Genomic DNA, 17605 nt, shown 5'->3' with positions numbered 1-17605 from the left:
TGAGTGACATGCCCGAGAGGCATGATGATGACTCTCAGGCATATCGCTCCCGGGTCGGTTGCTCGTCAGCTCGAGCACGCCTGGTCACCGCTGCCGCTACCGCGCCGTCAATCGGGGACCCGAACCACCGGGACAGCCCAGCGGTCAACTCCCGCTGGTCGTCACCGACCCACGCGACGTGCCCGTCCGGCCGGAGCAGCAGCGCGGGCACGTCCAGCTCCGCGCCGGCGTCGACGACGTGGTCGACCCGGTCCGCCCAGCCCGCCACCGAGAGCCCGCCGGTCCGGTCCAGCAGCAGCCCCCGCCCGGCGTGCATCAGCCCGTACAGGCTCCCCTGCGTCAACCGCACGTCGCGCAACCGGCGGCCGAGCAGCTCGTGGCCCGCGCCGAAGTCGTACCGGACCGAGACCGCGGTGATCTTCTCGATCAGGTAGCGGTTCACCTCCTCGAAGTCCATCAGCTCCGCCAGCAGCCGTCGCACCGCCTGCGGGCCCGGGTCCAGCGACATCAGCTCCGTCTGCGCGCGGGTGTTGTCCAGCACGTCCGCCGCCACCGGCCGCCGCTCGTCCTGATAGGTGTCCAGCAGGTCCGCCGGCGCCCACCCGACGATCTGCGCGGCCAGCTTCCAGCCCAGGTTGAACGCGTCCTGGAGCCCGAGGTTGAGCCCCTGCCCGCCCAGCGGCGGGTGGACGTGCGCCGCGTCGCCGGCCAGCAGCACCCGGTCGACCCGGTAGCGCTCGGCGAGTCGGGTGGCGTCACCGAAGCGGGACAGCCAGCGCGGCGAGTGCACCCCGAAGTCGGTGCCGGCGGTGGCCCGCAACTGCTGCCGGAACTCCTCGATGGTCGGCGGGACCGCACGGTCCTCCGCGACCTCGGCGGCGGGTACGACGACGCGGTACAGCCCGTCGCCGTCCCCGACCGGCCCGGCGCCGAAGCGCAGTTGCGTCTGGCGCACCTCCGTCATCACGGCGACCACCTCGTCCGCCGGCGCGGTCAGCTCCATCACGCCCAGCAGCGTCTCGTTCCGGGTGGGTTCGCCGGGGAAACCGACGCCGAGCAGCTTGCGCACCGTGCTGCGGCCCCCGTCGCAGCCGACGAGATGACGCGAGCGCAACCGGGTGCCGTCGGCCAGTTCGACGGTCACCCCGCCCTCGTCCTGGCTCAGCCCGACGAGGTCACTCCCCCGCCGGATCTCGGCGCCGGCCGCGACGGCGTGGTCGGCCAGCAGCCGCTCGGTGACCGGCTGCGGAATGGCGAGGATGTAGCCGTGTACGGTGTCCATCCGGCGCGGCCAATTCTTGGCGATGCCGGCGAAGTAACCACCGCGCTGGACCGTCTGCCCAGCCGTGAGAAAGCGCTCCAGCAGGCCGCGCTGAGCCATCACCTCGATGCTGCGAACGTGCAGACCGAGCGAGCGGACCACGGTGGTCGGCTCCGGATCCCGCTCCAGCACGACCACCCGTACGTCGTGCAGCCGCAGCTCGGCGGCGAGCATCAGGCCGGTCGGCCCGCCGCCCACGACAATCACGTCGATCATGAAATCCCCCGTTCGATGTCGCCAGGTCAGGGCATCGGAGGGGGATTCTTCAGCAGCACCGGGGTCTTGCCGCAAGAGCCGGGGTGCGATATAGGTTGAGAGTGGCAGGGAGCGTAGCTCCCTGCCTTTGCTGTTCATGAACAGCCGCCGACCGCCCGCCACGCAGTGCTAGGCATCGCTCTCATCCGTTCCGATGGGAGCACACGGTGGCAGCCCTCAGCCTCAGAGATCTTGATGACGCGGTTCGCGAAAGGCTGCGAACCGTCCGCCGCCGAGGCCACAGCCGTACGGCGGTCCGCGTGCGCTCACGACGCGGCACCGGCCCGGTCGCGGTCAGGCGTCGGCGGGCGTGGTGGCGGCCCGGGCCTCGGCGACCAGGCGGCCGGTCTCGGCGGCCACCGCCTCCTCGTCGACCGGCGTGCCCGGGTCGTAGCGGACCGTCCAGGTCAGACCGTCGACCCCGGACACCCGCCGGGCCGCGATCCGGCCGGCGCCGCCGGGCACCGGGTGGTGCGCGGTGTACGCCACCGAACCGGTGACCCGGGCCCGGACCTGGTGCGGCAGGTCACCCGGGTCGAGTAGCAGGTAGGTCTCGGCCGGGGCGTCGGCGACCACGAGGTAGCCGTCGCCCTCGGCGACCGGCTCGGCGGGGGTGACGGTGAGTTCGCGGCCCGACCAGACCGCCTTGAGGACGTCGTGCCAGCCGAGACGCTCACCGCGACCGGGCAGCCAGAGCCCGCGGTTGCTGGCGACCAGCACGCCGTCACCCTCGCCGTTGCCGGCGGCGGCCCAGGCGAGCACCCGCTCGTCGGGGGCCAGCGGCGGCCGGTCGGCCGGCGGCAGCTTCGGGCGGCGGCGGAAGAGCCCCATCACAGTCCTCCGGCGGCCTGCTCGCGCAGGGCGCGCGCGTGTTGTTCCAACGAGAGCAGCTCCCCGAACAGGGCGAAGTATTCGTCCTTGTGGCTCACCGGGTTGATCCGCTGGATCTTCGACTTGAGGTCCCGGATCCGGCCGGTGACCGAACTCCACTGGAGCCGGGCCATGGTGACCGAGACATACCGCGGGTCGACCTCGCCGTCGATGCGCAACGGCTCCACCGCCAGCTCGCCCACCAGGGCCTGGCCGGCCAGGTCGTCGCAGGCGTCGCGGACCCGCTCGATCCAGACCGCGCCGCCGGTGGCGCCGGCCGCCCCGCCGGCCGCGGCGACCGCGACACGCACCGCGGCGTGCACCGGGTGCTGGTAGTCGCCGGCCTCGACGGCGTCGAACATCGGGCCGGCCAGCACCGGCTCCTGGAGCGCCAGCTTCAGCGCCTCACGCTCCACCATGGACCGTGGGCTGTCCACGGCCGGGGTGCCAGGCCCCGGGCGCGACGGCGCGGGGCGACCGGCGGCGGGCTGCCCGTTGGCGGCGCCCAGCACGGCCCGCTGCACCGGCTCGATCTCCATGCCGAGGTCGCCGGCGAGCTTGCGGACGTACTCCGGGCGCTTCTCCCGGTCCTTGATCTTCGCGACCAGGGGCGCGGCCCGGCGCATCGCCTCCACCCGGCCGTCGACGGTGTCCAGGTCGAACCGGTTGATCATGTGTCGGAGCGCGAAGTCGACGAGCGGCTCGCGGCGGGCCACCAGGTCGCGGACGGCCAGGTCGCCCTTGGCCAGCCGCAGGTCGCACGGGTCCATGTTGTCCGGGCTGACCGCGATGAACGTACGCCCGACGAAGCGCTGGTCGTCCTCGAAGGCGCGCAGCGCGGCCTTCTGGCCGGCGGCGTCGCCGTCGAACGTGAAGATGATCTCCCCGGCCCGCTCGTCGCTGTCGAAGAGCACCCGGCGCAGCACCGAGATGTGGTCCGAGCCGAACGCGGTGCCGCAGGTCGCCACCGCGGTCGGGACGTCGGCGAGGTGGCAGGCCATCACGTCGGTGTAGCCCTCGACCACCACCACCTTGCCCTGCTTGGCGATCTCCCGCTTGGCCTGGTCGATGCCGTAGAGGACGTGCGACTTCTTGTAGATCGGCGTCTCGGGGGTGTTGAGGTATTTCGGGCCGTCGTCGTCGTCGAAGAGCTTGCGGGCGCCGAAGCCGATCACGTCACCGGTGATGTCCCGGATCGGCCACATCAGCCGGCGGCGGAACCGGTCGATCAGCGAGCCGGACCGGGCCGGGCGGGACAGGCCGCCGGTGACCAGCTCGTCGTGGCTGAAGCCCTGCTGGCGCAGGTGCTTGGTGAGCAGGTCCCACCCGTCCGGGGCGAAGCCGCAGCCGTAGCGCTCGGCGGCGGCCCGGTCGAAGCCGCGCCGGGCCAGGAACTCCCGGGCCGGCCGGGCGCCGGCGGTGGTGAGCTGGGCGCGGTAGAACTCGACGGCCGCGGCGTGCGCGGCCACCAGCCGCTGCCGCTGGCCCTGCTGCGGCCGGGCGCGCGGCGTCGACCGGTCGTCCTCGACGTAGCGCAGTTGGATGCCGGCGCGGGCGGCGAGGCTCTCCACGGACTCGACGAAACCCAGGTGCTCGGCGTCCATCAGGAACTTGATCGCGTCGCCGCCGACCCCGCAGCCGAAGCAGTAGAACACGTTGCGGGCGGGCGAGACGTTGAACGAGGGGCTCTTCTCGTCGTGGAACGGGCAGAGCCCCTTGAGGTTGCCGCCCCCGGCCGACTTGAGCGTCACCACCTCGGAGATGACGTCCGCGATGGCGGTGCGCTCGCGGACCAGCGCGATGTCCTCGTCCCGGATCCGCCCCGCCATGACCGCCACCTCCTCGGCGTACATCCTGCCCTGCCGGACCGACGATCCGGTGGCCGGGGGGACGGGCGTGTGGCGGACGCCGCCCGTCCCCCCGGCTCACGCCGAGCGGCCCGCCCCGGCCGCGGCGTCGCCGATCCGCGGGAAGGGCTCGATGGAGAAGACCACCTCGACCGGCACCTCGAAGTAGGCCGCGATCCGCAGCGCCAGGTGCAGGCTGGGCCGGAACTCACCGCGTTCCAGATAGCCGACGGTCTGGTAGTGCACCCCGAGCGCGTCGGCGAGCTGCCGACGGGAGACGCCCCGCTCGGCGCGCAGCACCGCGATCCGGTTGTGCACGGTCTCGCTCATCGACGCCCTCTGAGCCGGCACCCACGTCGGCCACCAGGTCCCGGGTGCCGGTGGACTGGGTCCGCAGCGCGGTGCCGCCCATCACCGCGAACCACACCGCGCTCGCGCCGCTGGGCACCAGCAGCACCCCGACCAGGAACTGCCGGACCGTACGGCCCCGCGAGATGCGGGCGATGAACGTGCCCACGAACGGTGCCCAGGAGATCCACCACGCCCAGTAGAAGATCGTCCACGAGCCCCGCCAGGCCGGGTCGGAGAACGCCCCGGTGGGGGTCGACATCCGCACCAGGCCGCTCAGGTAGTCACCGACCGAGGCCGGCAGCACCTCCAGCGTGTAGACCGTGGGGCCGACCACGAACACGAACAGCATCAGCACCACGGCGATCAGCACGTTGGTGGTGGACAGCCACTTCACCCCGCGGTGCAGGCCGGAGTAGGCCGACACCACGAACGCGAGGGTGAGCGCGCCGATGATCACCACCTCGACACCCCGACTGTCCCGCACGCCGCCGACCAGGTCCAGCCCGGCCGCCACCTGGAGCGCGCCGAGGCCGAGGCTGGTCGCCGAGCCGAACACGGTGGCGAAGACCGCCAGCAGGTCGATGGCGCGCCCGATCGGGCCGTCCGTGCGGGCACCCAGCAACGGGGCGAACGCCGACGAGATCCGGTTGCCGCGCCCCTTGCGGAACGTCGAGTAGGCGAGCGCCAGCGCCGCGATGGCATAGATGCCCCACGGGTGCAGCGTCCAGTGGAAGAGGGTGTACTGCATCGCCGCGGCCGCCGCCGCGCCGGTCTGCGGTTCGACGCCGGAGGCGGGCGGCGGCGCCGCGTAGTGCTGGATCGGCTCGGCCACCGCGAAGAAGACCAGCCCGATGCCCATGCCGGCGCTGAACATCATGGCGACCCAGGCCAGCGCGTCGAACTCCGGCTCGTCGTCGTCGGCGCCCAGCTGGATCCGCCCGAACCGGGAGGCGGCGAGCACCACCGCCAGCACCAGGAACGCGTCGGCCGCGAGCACGAAGAACCAACCGAACGTGTGGATCGTCCAGCTCAGCCCGGCCGCCCCGAACGACGCCAGGGAACCGCGCGCGAACACGCCCCAGGCCACCACGGCCAGCACCCCGGCCACACCCAGCCGAGCACCACCCGGTCGGGCCGCTGCGTCCCGGCCCGCTCCCCCAGTTCATCCGCCATGGCCCCATCCTCAGCGGACCACCGACCCACGGGTGAGGAAACGCCCCGCCCCCTCCGATCGGGGCGGGTCAGGCCGGGGCGGCGGTGGCCTCGTCGGCCTCCACCTCGGCGTTCCAGGTGCGCTTGGTGGCGCGCCAGCCCTCGTCGTCCAGGCCGCGCCGCCAGTAGCCGGAGATGGACAGGTCGTCGCGGGGCACACCGCGCTCCACCCGGAGCAGGCGGCGCAGCTCCTTCACCGCGCCGGCCTCGCCGTGCACGAACGCGTGCACCCGGCCGGGCGGGAACTCGAGCGCCCGGACCGCCTCGACCAACGCCGCGCCGGCCGGGCGTCCGCCCCGGTGCAGCCAGCGCAGCTCGACCCCGCCGGCGCCGGCCAGCGGCAGCTCGTCGGCGGGGCCCGCCACCTCGACGAAGACCCGGGCCGGCGCGCCGGCCGGCAGCCGCTCCAGCGCGGCGGCGATCGCCGGCAGCGCGCTCTCGTCGCCGGCCAGCAGGTGCCAGTCGGCGGTCGGGTCCGGCGCGTACGCGCCGCCGGGGCCGGTGAACAGCACCCGGTCGCCGGGGCGCAGCGCCGCCGCCCACGGGCCGGCCAGCCCCTCGTCGCCGTGGTGCACCACCTCGACGGTCAGCTCGCCGGCCGCCGCGTCCCAGGCCCGCACCGTGTACGCCCGCAGCCGCGGCCACTGCTCGGCGCGGAACTCGCGCTTGACGGTGGCCAGGTCGGTGGGGTGCGGATAGGTGACCCCGGCCGGCGGGAAGACGAACTTCACGTAGTGGTCGGTGTAGGCGCCCACCGGCAGGCCGGTCAGCTCCGCGCCGCCCAGCACGAGCCGGATCAGGTGCGGGGTGGGCCGCGAGGTCCGGACGACCGTGGCGGCGGTGAGCTTCTTCGGGCGTTCCGTCATGCGGCTTAGGCTACCCTCAGTTGCCGCCCGGCCGGGCGGGCGGTCAGCTCGGCGACAGCAGCCGGGCGTGCCAGGCCAGCGCGGCCGGGTCGGTGAGCGAGGCCACCTGGTCGATCACCACGCGCAGCCGCGCGGTGTCGTCCGGGGCGTCCCGCCAGAGCGGCGCGAAGACCTCGTCGAGAGCGTCCGGGGCCCGGTCGAGCAGCGCGGCGACCAGCTCGGCGAGGACCTCCCGCTGCCGGTCGTAGCGCCCGCTCGCGCCCGGGCGCCGCATCACGTAGCGCAGGGCGATGCCCTTGAGCAGCGCGCACTGCGCCCGGATCCGGCGCGGCACCACCAGGTCGGCGGCGTAGCGCCGGTGCGGCCCGGCGCCGTGCCGCGCCTCGGTGGCGGCCACCACCGTCGACACGAAGCGGCCGGTGAGCACGCTCGTGGTGGCCTTCAGCGCGGCCAGCGACCGGTGGCTGCCGTCGTAGGCGGCGAGCGGGGCGAGCACCGGGTCGGCGAGCAACTCGGCCAGCACCTCACCCAGCTCCTCCGGGGCCTCGCCCGAGTAGGCGGACGCCACGTCGGCGCAGAGCGCCCGCCGCTCGTCCTCGTCGGCGAGCAGCGGGCGCAGGTCGACGTAGCCGCCGTGGATGCCGTCCTCGACGTCGTGCACCGAGTAGGCCACGTCGTCGGCCCAGTCCATCACCTGGGCCTCCAGGCAGCGCCGGTCGCCGGGCGGCGCAGCGGCGCGCAGCCAGTCGAAGACCGGGCGGTCGTCGGCGTACACGCCGAACTTGCGCTCGCCGGGGCGGCGCTCCCAGGGATATTTGCCGACCGCGTCGAGCGCGGCCCGGGTCAGGTTCAGCCCGGCGGACCGCCCGTCCGGGGTGAGCACCTTCGCCTCCAGCCGGGTGAGCACCCGCAGCGTCTGCGCGTTGCCCTCGAAGCCGCCGGCGGCGGCGGCCAGCTCGTCCAGGGCGTACTCGCCGTTGTGGCCGAACGGCGGGTGGCCCAGGTCGTGGGCGAGCCCGGCGGTGTCCACCACGTCGGGGTCGCAGCCGAGCCGGGCGCCCATCTCGCGCGCGATCTGCGCCACCTCGAGCGAGTGGGTCAGCCGGGTGCGCAGGAAGTCGTCGGTGCCGGCGACGTGCACCTGGGTCTTCGCGGCGAGCCGCCGGAACGCCGCCGAGTGCAGCACCCGGGCCCGGTCGCGCTCGAACGGCGACCGCCCGTACCCGGTGTCCTTGGGCGCCTCGGCGACCAGCCGCGCCGCGTCGTCAGCGTGCAACGGGGTTTCGCTGGCGCAGGGACCGAAGGTCGCGACTGCGGGGCTCGCCACACCGGCTCACTCCTCGCGCTCCCGGAGAACGCAGAACTCGTTGCCCTCCGGGTCGGCCAGCACGGTCCACTCCACGTCCCCCTGCCCGATGTCGACGTGCCGCGCGCCCATGTCGACCAGCCGCTCCACCTCGGCCTCCTGGTCGGTCGGGCGCAGGTCGACGTGCAGCCGGTTCTTCCCCTGCTTCGGCCCGGAGACCGGAACGAAGACCAGGCCGGGGAGCGTGTCAGGGGTCCGGCGGATCTCCACCTCGTCCGGCTTGTCGGTGATCACCTGATAGCCCAGCGCCTCGGCCCACCAGCGGGCGAGCCGGGACGGGTCCCGGGCGTCGACAACCAGGTTCTCCCAGACGGCGGTCATGCGGCCATCCCTCCCGATCAACACGTGGCGGAAGCTCAGGTTACGCCGGGGTGACCGGAACGGCGCGCCAGGCGGGCCGCCGGTGGTCACCGGCGGCCCGCCCCGGAACGCTCAGCGGGAGTCGGAGCCGGTCGTGCTGATCGCCGCGCGGCCGGCCTCCAGCCGGGCCACCGGCACCCGGAACGGCGAGCAGGAGACGTAGTCCAGCCCGACGGAGTGGAAGAAGTGCACCGACTCCGGGTCGCCGCCGTGCTCGCCGCAGACGCCGAGCTTCAGCCCGGGCCGGGCCGCCCGGCCCTCCTCGGCGGCGATCCGGACCAGCCGGCCGACGCCGTCGGCGTCGATCGACTCGAACGGCGAGATGCCGAAGATGCCCAGTTCCAGGTAGCGCCAGAAGAACGCGCCCTCCACGTCGTCCCGGGAGAAGCCCCACCCCATCTGGGTCAGGTCGTTGGTGCCGAAGGAGAAGAACTCGGCCGCCTCGGCGATCTGCCCGGCGGTGAGCGCCGCCCGGGGCACCTCGATCATCGTGCCGATCAGCACGTCGACGCCGCTGTCCCCGACCACCTCGGCGATGATCTTCTCGGCCTCGGCGCGTACCGTCTCCAGCTCCTGCACGGCCCCGACCAGCGGCACCATGATCTCCGGGCAGGCCGTCCCGCCGTCGCGGGCGACCGCCACGGCGGCCTCGGCGATGGCCCGGACCTGCATGGCGAACAGGCCGGGGATGACCAGGCCGAGCCGGACCCCGCGCAGCCCCAGCATCGGGTTCTCCTCGTGCATCCGCCGCACGGCGGAGAGCAGCGCCTCCTCCTTGGCCACGTCCTCGCCGCGTTCCTGGGCGACCGCGACGTTCACCGCGAGCTGCTCCAGCGGGGGCAGGAACTCGTGCAGCGGCGGGTCGATCAGCCGCACGGTGACCGGCAGCCCGTCCATCTGGCGGAAGATCTCCACGAAGTCGGCCCGCTGCAACGGCAGCAGCGCGGCGAGCGCGTCGTCCCGCTCCTGCCCGCCTCCGGCGAGGATGAGCCGCTCGACCAGCTCCCGGCGCTCGCCGAGGAACATGTGCTCGGTGCGGCAGAGGCCGATGCCCTCGGCGCCGAAGCGCCGGGCCCGCGCCGCGTCCGCGCCGGTGTCGGCGTTCGTCCGGACCCGCAGCCGCCGCACGGCGTCGGCGTGCGTCATGATCCGGTGTACGGCCCGGACCAGCGCGTCCTCGGTGCCCTCCGGGTCGAGTTCACCCTCGAAGTACTGCACCACCTCGGACGGCGTGACCGGCACCTCGCCGAGGTAGACCTTGCCGGTGGTGCCGTCGATCGAGACCACGTCGCCCTCGCCGACGGTGTGCCCGCCGACGGTGAACTTCTTCGCCGGGACGTTCACCTCCAGCTCGTCGGCGCCGGAGACGCAGGTCTTGCCCATGCCCCGGGCCACCACGGCGGCGTGGCTGGTCTTGCCGCCGCGCGAGGTGAGGATGCCCCTGGCGGCGATCATGCCGTTGAGGTCGTCCGGGTTGGTCTCCCGGCGGACCAGGATCACCGACTCGCCCCCGGCGGCCAGCTCGACGGCGCGGGCCGAGGTGAAGACCACCTTTCCGGACGCGGCGCCGGGCGACGCGCCGATGCCCTTGGCCACCGGCTCGAAGTCGTGGTCGAGCTGGAAGCGCGGGAACATCAACTGGGCGAGCTGCGCGCCGTTGACCCGGTGCAGCGCCTCGTCCAGGTCGATCAGGCCCTCGTCGACGAGCTGGCCGGCGATGACGAACGCGGCGGCGGCGGTGCGCTTGCCGACCCGGGTCTGGAGCATCCAGAGCTTGCCGCGCTCGATGGTGAACTCGATGTCGCAGAGGTCCCGGTAGTGCTCCTCCAGCCGGGCCATGATGCCGAGCAACTCGTCGTAGGAGGTCTTGTCGAGCTGCTCCAGCTCCTGCAACGGCACGGTGTTGCGGATGCCGGCCACCACGTCCTCGCCCTGGGCGTTGGCCAGGTAGTCGCCGTAGATGCCCTGCGCGCCGCTGCCCGGGTCGCGGGTGAACGCGACGCCGGTGCCGGAGTCGGGCCCGAGGTTGCCGAACACCATGCTGACCACGTTGACCGCGGTGCCCAGGTCGGCCGGGATGCGTTCCTGCCGGCGGTAGAGCACGGCCCGCTCCGCGTTCCACGACTCGAAGACCGCGCGGATGGCCAGGTCGAGCTGCTCCCGCGGCTCCTGCGGGAACTCGCGCCCGGTGTGCTTGGCGAAGATCTTCTTGTACGCGTCGACGAGCGCGCGCAGGTCGTCGGCGTCCAGGTCGAGGTCGTCGCGGGTGCCCTTGGTGTGCTTGGCCTCGTCGAGCGCGTGCTCGAACTCCTCGCCGGGCACCTCGCAGACGGTCTTGCCGAACATCTGGATCAATCGGCGGTAGGAGTCCCAGGCGAACCTGTCGTTCCCTCCCGCCTGGGTGCTCAGGCCGATCACGCTGCGGTCGTTGAGGCCGACGTTGAGGACGGTCTCCATCATGCCGGGCATGGAGAACTTGGCGCCGGAGCGCACCGAGACCAGCAGCGGGTCGCCCGGGTCGCCGAGCCGGCGGCCCATCTCGCGTTCCAGGGACTCCAGGTGCGCCTCGATCTGCGCGGCCAAGCCGTCCGGCTCGCGCCCGGTCGTCAGGTACGCCTGGCAGGCCTCGGTGGTGATGGTGAAACCGGGCGGGACGGGCAGGCCGAGGTTGGTCATCTCGGCCAGGTTGGCGCCCTTGCCACCGAGCAGGTCCTTGAGGTCCTTGTTGCCCTCGGCGAAGTCGTAGACGTACTTGTGCTCGACCGTTTCTTCTTGCGCTGCCACCAGAGCCTCCCACGCGCGCCATTGACACTTAACGAAGGTTCAGTTCGGACATACCCCGGGAGCGACCACCGGTAATCCCGGCTCGTCAGCGATCGGTGGGCGAAGGTTAAGCGAACTTCGCGAGACCTGGGACCGTTCGGTGACAATCGGCACAACAGTCACCACTGCCCGCGTCCGTACGGGTTTTTGGGAACGCTTCCACGCGCACGATCACGCAATTCCGATTCCCCTCGTACCCTTGACGGCACCGGATATCGCCGAACCTGACCTTTGCCATATCCCGCACGAATACACCCCTCGGAGCGTCGCCGTGCCGACCAACCCCGCAGCCCCCGAGACCGGGCCGCAGCCGACCGAGACCCACCCCACCGTCCCGTCGCCCGCCGGCGACGCGCCCGACCTGTCGCCCGTCGCCGGCGCCGCGCTGCCCGCCACTCCGGCCGCCGCCGGCGAGTTGGCCCGCGTCGCCGCCGACCGGGCCGCCGGGCAGCTCGCCCCGCCCACGCCGACCCGCCTGCACGACGTGGTGCCCGCGCCGGAGCAGGTCCGGCCCGACCCGACGGGCGACTTCACGCTGCCGCCGGACGCTTCCCTCCGGGTCAGCGCCGCCGGCCTCGACGTGGCCGAGCAGCTCGCCGGCTGGCTGCGCCCGGCCACCGGCTTCCCGCTCCCGGTGACCGCCACGGCCGACCCGGGGCCGGGCGGCCCGCTGACGCTCACCGTCGCGGCGACCTACGCCACCGCGCCCACGCTGCCGGAGGGCTCACCCGCCCCGGGCGCGTCGACCCCGCGCCCGCCGGCCGACCACCCGGCCTCCGCCGGCCCGGCCCGGCCCGACGCGGCGCTCGGCGAGGAGGGCTACCGCCTCGACGTCACCGGCGGCGGCGTCCGGATCACCGCCGCCACGCCGGCCGGGCTGTTCCACGGCGCGCAGACGCTGCGGCAGCTCCTGCCGGCGGCGATCGAGGGCGGCACCCCGGTCGCTGCGCGCTGGACGGTGCCCGGCGGCACCGTCGTCGACCGGCCGCGCTTCGCCTACCGGGGTGCCATGCTCGACGTCGCCCGGCACTTCTTCGGCGTGGACGACGTGCTGCGGGTGGTCGACCACCTGGCCCGCTACAAGCTCAACCACCTGCACCTGCACCTCACCGACGACCAGGGCTGGCGGATCGCCGTCGACTCCTGGCCCCGGCTCGCCGAGGTCGGCGGCGTCACCGCGGTCGGCGGCGCGCCGGGCGGCTGGTACACCCGGGACGACTACCGGCGGATCGTCGCGTACGCCGCCCGCCGCCACGTCACCGTGGTGCCGGAGATCGACCTGCCCGGGCACACCAACGCGGCGCTCGTCGCCTACCCCGAGCTGGCGCCCGGCAAGACCGCGCCGCCGCCCTACACCGGCACCGAGGTCGGGTTCAGCTACGTCGACCCGGCCGACGAGCGGACGTACGCCTTCGTCGCCGACGTGTTCGGCGAGGTGGCCGCGCTGACCCCCGGCCCGTGGCTGCACCTCGGCGGCGACGAGGCGTTCAAGGTGCCGGCCGCGAGCTACCGCGCCTTCGTGGAACGGGCCCAGGCGCTGGTCACGGCCACCGGTAAGACAGTCGTGGGCTGGCACCAGCTCGCCCCGGCCGGGCACGTCCACGGGCGCGTCCTGCAGTGGTGGGGCACCGACGGAGACGACCCCCAGACCGCCGACGCGGTGCGCCGGGGCGCACGGCTGATCCTCTCCCCCGGCAACCGCGCCTACCTGGACATGAAGTACGCCCCGGACACCCCTATCGGGCACGACTGGGCCGGCCTGATCGACGTGCGCCGGGCGTACGACTGGGACCCGGGCGCGCACGTCGCCGGCGTACCCGAAGCAGCCGTGCTGGGCGTGGAGGCGCCGCTGTGGACCGAGACGGTGACCACCCGCCCCGAGATCGAGTTCATGATGTTCCCGCGCCTGCCCGCGATCGCCGAGCTGGCTTGGTCGCCCCGCGCCACGCACGACTGGACCGGCTTCCGGGAGCGGCTCGCCGGCCACGGGCCGCGCTGGACCGCCGCCGGGATCGCCTTCCACCGCTCCCCCGAGATCCCCTGGCCGGCGCCGGTGCCACCGCAGCACCATCCCGCCGACCGGCCCGATCACGACCGCACGCCGCTGGGGTGACCCGGAGCGCGTTCCCGGAGCACTGCGGCGGTTCGCTCGTCGGCCGGGTAGAACGACTCGATGGACAACTCGGCCACCGTGACGTCCAGCGGCGTACCGAAGGTCGCGACGGTGCTGAGGAAGCACAGCTCCCCGCCGTCGTGCCGGAGCCGGAGCGGCACCACGATCTCGTCCGGGCCGGGCCTCTCCGCGGGCCGGTCCCGCCCGTCGCCGGGATAGCCGCGCAGCTCCTCCTCCAGCGCCGCCAACTCCCCGTCACCGGTCAGCTCCACCTGCCGGGCCAACCGGTGCAACAGGTGCCCTCGCCACTCGGCGAGGTTGGCGATGTGCGGGGCCAAGCCGTCCGGGTGCAGGCTCACCCGAAGCACGTTCACCCGGCCGGCCAGCAGGTCGGGCGTCACCCGCTCGGTGAGCACCGTCAGGCTGTCGTTGGCGTCCACCAGGTGCCACCCTCGGTCGATCACGGCTGCCGGGTAGGGCTCGTGCCCTACCAGCACCCGGCGGACCGCCGCGCGGACCGCGCCCAGGCGCGGCGCGGCCAGCGCCGTCTCCGGGTACGCCGGGGCGTAGCCGGCGGCCAGCAACAGCCGGTTGCGTTCGCGCAACGGCAGGTCGAGCGGATCGGCGAGCCGCAGCACCATCTCCCGGCTCGGCCGGGAGCGCCCGGTCTCCACGAAGCTCAGGTGCCGGGTCGAGACCTCCGCCCGGAGGGAAAGCTCCAGCTGGCTGAGCCGGCGCAGCTCCCGCCACCGGCGCAGGGACTCGCCGGCGGAAGCGGCGCCGGCCGGGTGCGTCGCGGCGGTCACGGCAGCTCCGGCGACGCGGGGGCACGGTAAGTGGACATTTCCCGTCTCCCGTGATGGTCGTGTGGTGGGTCGTCGGCAACCACCCTGCCCGGCACCGCGCCACCGTGTCGACTACCCCCCGAAACCGGACATTGGGGATGGGTCGCGCCATCGGACGCGAGGGATGGGTGTCCACGGCGCCATCTGGTCGGTCGGGCGGGCCGGAGCCGCCGGCCGGAATGTCTCCGCGGGCCCGGGCGTTGAACATGGCTCACCCCCGGGAGCCCGCCGCGGAGCGCCGGCCCCGGAATGCCGGGCCCCGCCCGGTGGTTACACCCCCGAGCCGCACCGAGCAGGTCGCCACCGCTGACCGCCGCGCGGCGCAGACCTCCCCCCGCGGCACCCCCGTGCCGCACACCCCCGAACCGCAGAGGAGTCGCATCATGCGTACCGATCTGATCCGTAAGACCGTGCTGACCGCTGCCGGTATCGCCACCACCGCCGGTGGCATCGCCGGCCCCGCCGTCGCCGCCCACGCCACCCCGGCCGAGCGCGCCGCCCAGGTCGTCGTCGACCGCAAGGGGCACGGCGAGCGGGAGCTGGACGTGCGCTACGAGGCGCAGCCGAACTTCTACTTCTGCGGCCCGGCCGCGGCCCGCAACGCGCTCAGCGTGCAGGGCAAGAACATCGACGTGGACGCCATGGCCAAGGAGATGGGCACCACCGAGTCCGGCACCAACTCGATCAACGACATCACCCCGGTGCTGAACAAGGAGACCGGCAAGGACGTCTACCGGTCCACCGAGATCCCGGTGGACAAGGCCCGCGACAAGGCCGACAAGCTGCGCGCCGACGTGGTGCGCGCGGTCGACGACGGGCGCGCCGTGGTGGCCAACATCGCCGGCACCGCCACCGACACCGACGGCAACACCCACTCCTTCGAGGGTGGCCACTACATCAGCGTGGTGGGCTACCGCGACGGCGGGAAGGTCGTGACGATCGCCGACTCGGCGAACCCGGACATGGCCTCCTACCGGATGGACGTGGACGCCCTGGCGCATTGGATCGCCAGCCGCGGCTACAGCTCCTGACCGAACGCCGAAGGGTCCGACCCCCGCGGGGGTCGGACCCTTCGGCGTACCCGGGTCAGCCGCCCGAGTCGTCCAGCTCGGCGCCCTCCGGTGGGGTGTCGTCGTCGCGGCTGTCCAGCCAGCCGTCGGGCAGGGCGACCTTGCCCGGGGAGTTGGTGCGGCCACGCGGCTGGCCCAACGTCTCGACCGGGAACGGCACCTCCGGGTCGAGCTTGCCGAGCAGGTCGTCGAGCTGGACCAGGCTGTCGATCATGGCGAGTGAGCGACGCAGTTCGCTGCCGATCGGGAAACCCTTCAGATACCACGCGACGTGCTTGCGGAAGTCGGTGCAGCCGTCCCGCTCGCCCCGGGCCGGGTTGCGCGCCCCGGCCACGAACTGCTCCACCAGCAGCTCGGCGTGCCGCCGCATGGTCACCGCCACCTCGCCCAGGGTGGGCAGCCGCCGGTCGGTACGGCCGTCGAACGCGGCCTCCAGGTCGGCGAAGAGCCACGGCCGGCCCAGGCAGCCGCGTCCCACCACCACGCCGTCCACCCCGGTGTGGGCGACCATCCGCAGCGCGTCCTCGCCCTCCCAGATGTCGCCGTTGCCGAGCACCGGCACGTCGAGCGCCTGCTTCAGCGTGGCGATGGCGTCCCAGTCGGCGGTGCCCGAATAGCGCTGCGCCGCCGTCCGCCCGTGCAGGGCGACCGCCGCGACGCCGGCGTCCTGGGCGGCGAGCCCGGCCTCGACGTACGTCAGGTGGTCGCCGTCGATGCCCTTGCGCATCTTGACCGTGACCGGCACCCCGGCGGGCGACGCGGCGTCCACCGCGGCCTTGACCAGGCGGGCGAAGAGCCGACGCCGCCAGGGCAGCGCGGAGCCGCCGCCCCGGCGGGTGACCTTGGGGACCGGGCAGCCGAAGTTGAGGTCGATGTGGTCGGCGAGGTCCCGCTCGACCACGATCCGCACGGCGGCGGCGGTGATCTCCGGGTCGGTGCCGTAGAGCTGGAGGCTGCGGGGGTGCTCCTCGGCGCCGAACGCGATCATGCGCAGCGTCTTCGGGTTCCGCTCGACGAGCGCCCGGGTGGTGATCATCTCGCAGACGTAGATGCCGCCGCCCTGCTCCCGGCAGAGCCGCCGGAAGCCGACGTTGGTGATCCCGGCCATCGGCGCGAGCACCACCGGCGGCCACACCTCGTACGGCCCGATCTTCAGCGCATCCACCGCCCAAGTGTAAGGAGGTGCCCCCTGTTAACGCCTTCTGCATAGGCGGGGCCCCCTGTTAACACGGCGCATATCACAGATCAGGTGGGGCGGCGGGGTCCTCCACAAGCGGGGTGCTGTCCACAGGGTGCGGGCCGAGGGGCGGCACGGCGTCGGCGCGGTGGGCCAGCCTGCGGGGATGGTTGACTTCACCACCGAGCTGGCGGAGACGGCGCACCGGCAGCAGCAGATCCTCACCCGGGCCCAGTTGCTCGCCGCCGGCTTCGACGACATGTTCCTCTACCGGCAGACCCGCCGCGGGCTGTGGCAACGTGTGCTGCCGGCCACGTACTCGCTGGTCACCGGCGTCCTGACGGACGAGCAGCGGCGGATCTCCGCCGCCCTTTACGCGGGCCCGGAAGCCCAGCTCACCGGCCTGGCCGCGCTGTGCTGGTACGGCTTCCGCTACAGCCCGCGGACGGACGACGTGCACCTGGTCGTGCCGCACTGGACGCGGCGGAAGTCCTCCGGTCACGCGGTGATCGCCCGCGCGCTGGCGGTCGACGACAAGGCCCGGCGCACCGCCCTCTACCCGGTCTGCTCGCCCGCCCGGGCGGTCGTCGACGCGGCCCGCGACCTGCGACAACTGCGGCCGGTACGGGCGGTCGTGGCCGAGGCCGTGCAGCGCGGCTTCACCGATCTCGCCGCCCTCGACGAGGAGATCCGGCGGGCCCGGCGGAGCCGGACGGCCCTGGTCCGGAAGGCGTTCTCCGAGGTCGTCGCCGGTGCCCGGTCCGCGCCCGAGGCCGAGCTGCGGGAGTGCCTGGCCGGCAGCCGGCTGCTGCCGGAGCTGCTCTGGAACCCGCGGCTGTGCGCCGCGGACGGGCGGCGGCTGCCCACGCCGGACGGCTACCTGGCGGACGCGGCGGTGGCGCTGGAGGTGGACTCGCAGGAGTTCCACTTCACGCCCGGCGACTGGGCGCGCACGCTCGACCGGCACAACGAGCTGAGCCGGTCGGGAGTGCTGATCCTGCACTTCACGCCGGCGCAGATCCGGCGGAGCCCGGCGCTGGTGCGGCGAACGGTCGAGGAGGCGTACGAGTCGCGGCGCGGCGTCGCCCTCGACGTACGCGTCGAGCCACCGCCGGAGCAGGTGTGAGAA

Annotated in this window: 12 protein-coding genes and 2 pseudogenes; 3 read left to right on the top strand and 11 right to left on the bottom strand. The window is 73.6% G+C overall.

All coding sequences use genetic code 11. The features are described 5' to 3' along the window. Positions 1 to 112: 112 nt before the first annotated feature. The 9 genes and pseudogenes from rox to ppdK form a co-directional block, all read right to left on the bottom strand. Positions 113 to 1537 (bottom strand): annotated as a pseudogene (gene rox, locus O7618_RS01620) (rifampin monooxygenase); the annotation flags it as partial. A 333-nt stretch (positions 1538 to 1870) separates the two neighbouring features. Then, on the bottom strand, positions 1871 to 2407 hold the full coding sequence (locus O7618_RS01615) for a hypothetical protein (RefSeq protein WP_278104161.1): 537 nt from the start codon (positions 2405 to 2407) through the stop codon (positions 1871 to 1873). Beyond that, on the bottom strand, positions 2407 to 4299 hold the full coding sequence (gene dnaG / locus O7618_RS01610; protein ID WP_278104160.1) for a DNA primase: 1893 nt from the start codon (positions 4297 to 4299) through the stop codon (positions 2407 to 2409). The genes O7618_RS01615 and dnaG overlap by 1 nt, the downstream gene beginning before the upstream one ends. Before the next feature lie 72 nt (positions 4300 to 4371). After that, positions 4372 to 4623 (bottom strand): helix-turn-helix transcriptional regulator, encoded by a 252-nt coding sequence (locus O7618_RS01605; protein WP_091071236.1) that lies wholly within the window; start codon positions 4621 to 4623, stop codon positions 4372 to 4374. A gap of 7 nt (positions 4624 to 4630) precedes the next feature. Next, positions 4631 to 5817: pseudogene (locus O7618_RS01600) on the bottom strand (BCCT family transporter); the annotation flags it as partial. A gap of 68 nt (positions 5818 to 5885) precedes the next feature. Further along, positions 5886 to 6722 carry a siderophore-interacting protein gene (locus O7618_RS01595; RefSeq protein WP_278104159.1) on the bottom strand — a complete coding sequence of 279 codons (837 nt, stop codon included), beginning with the start codon at positions 6720 to 6722 and terminating at the stop codon, positions 5886 to 5888. A 43-nt stretch (positions 6723 to 6765) separates the two neighbouring features. Next, entirely contained in the window at positions 6766 to 7998 is a 1233-nt protein-coding gene (locus O7618_RS01590) for a deoxyguanosinetriphosphate triphosphohydrolase (RefSeq protein WP_278104158.1), read from the bottom strand. A 57-nt stretch (positions 7999 to 8055) separates the two neighbouring features. After that, positions 8056 to 8409, bottom strand: a complete 354-nt coding sequence (locus tag O7618_RS01585; protein WP_278104157.1) for a VOC family protein — start codon at positions 8407 to 8409, stop codon at positions 8056 to 8058. Between the two features lie 111 nt (positions 8410 to 8520). Continuing rightward, the gene (ppdK, locus tag O7618_RS01580; RefSeq protein WP_278104156.1) at positions 8521 to 11232 is read right to left on the bottom strand and encodes a pyruvate, phosphate dikinase; all 2712 of its coding nucleotides are present in this window, start codon (positions 11230 to 11232) and stop codon (positions 8521 to 8523) included. A gap of 400 nt (positions 11233 to 11632) precedes the next feature. Between ppdK and O7618_RS01575 the strand changes: the two genes are divergently transcribed. Then, the gene (locus tag O7618_RS01575) at positions 11633 to 13384 is read left to right on the top strand and encodes a beta-N-acetylhexosaminidase (protein ID WP_278109873.1); all 1752 of its coding nucleotides are present in this window, start codon (positions 11633 to 11635) and stop codon (positions 13382 to 13384) included. Here O7618_RS01575 and O7618_RS01570 read toward each other — a convergent pair. After that, entirely contained in the window at positions 13360 to 14190 is an 831-nt protein-coding gene (locus tag O7618_RS01570; RefSeq protein ID WP_278104155.1) for a helix-turn-helix domain-containing protein, read from the bottom strand. The two genes, O7618_RS01575 and O7618_RS01570, sit on opposite strands and share 25 nt — an antisense overlap. Positions 14191 to 14612: 422 nt before the next feature. Here O7618_RS01570 and O7618_RS01565 point away from each other — a divergent pair, with 422 nt between their 5' ends. Beyond that, complete coding sequence (locus O7618_RS01565; RefSeq protein WP_278104154.1) at positions 14613 to 15260, top strand: C39 family peptidase; 648 nt, start codon at positions 14613 to 14615, stop codon at positions 15258 to 15260. Positions 15261 to 15315: 55 nt separating this feature from the next. On the opposite strand, the gene dusB is transcribed toward O7618_RS01565, so the two are convergent. After that, complete coding sequence (dusB, locus tag O7618_RS01560) at positions 15316 to 16464, bottom strand: tRNA dihydrouridine synthase DusB (protein WP_278104153.1); 1149 nt, start codon at positions 16462 to 16464, stop codon at positions 15316 to 15318. Between the two features lie 178 nt (positions 16465 to 16642). Here dusB and O7618_RS01555 point away from each other — a divergent pair, with 178 nt between their 5' ends. Then, the gene (locus tag O7618_RS01555; protein ID WP_278104152.1) at positions 16643 to 17602 is read left to right on the top strand and encodes a type IV toxin-antitoxin system AbiEi family antitoxin domain-containing protein; all 960 of its coding nucleotides are present in this window, start codon (positions 16643 to 16645) and stop codon (positions 17600 to 17602) included. Positions 17603 to 17605: the final 3 nt, after the last annotated feature.

The organism is Micromonospora sp. WMMD980 (assembly GCF_029626035.1).
In the GTDB taxonomy this organism is placed as follows: Bacteria; Actinomycetota; Actinomycetes; order Mycobacteriales; family Micromonosporaceae; genus Micromonospora.
Note: the sequence above shows the minus strand (reverse complement) of the source record. Positions and strands in the feature narration are given on the sequence as shown.

What these genes read in the sequence shown, in the direction of transcription:
- O7618_RS01595 (WP_278104159.1), bottom strand. Translation starts at nt 6,722, where the DNA reads ATGACGGAACGCCCGAAGAAGCTCACCGCCGCCACGGTCGTCCGGACC.
- O7618_RS01555 (WP_278104152.1), top strand. Translation starts at nt 16,643, where the DNA reads ATGGTTGACTTCACCACCGAGCTGGCGGAGACGGCGCACCGGCAGCAG.
- O7618_RS01605 (WP_091071236.1), bottom strand. Translation starts at nt 4,623, where the DNA reads ATGAGCGAGACCGTGCACAACCGGATCGCGGTGCTGCGCGCCGAGCGG.
- O7618_RS01615 (WP_278104161.1), bottom strand. Translation starts at nt 2,407, where the DNA reads ATGGGGCTCTTCCGCCGCCGCCCGAAGCTGCCGCCGGCCGACCGGCCG.
- dnaG (WP_278104160.1), bottom strand. Translation starts at nt 4,299, where the DNA reads ATGTACGCCGAGGAGGTGGCGGTCATGGCGGGGCGGATCCGGGACGAG.
- O7618_RS01565 (WP_278104154.1), top strand. Translation starts at nt 14,613, where the DNA reads ATGCGTACCGATCTGATCCGTAAGACCGTGCTGACCGCTGCCGGTATC.
- O7618_RS01585 (WP_278104157.1), bottom strand. Translation starts at nt 8,409, where the DNA reads ATGACCGCCGTCTGGGAGAACCTGGTTGTCGACGCCCGGGACCCGTCC.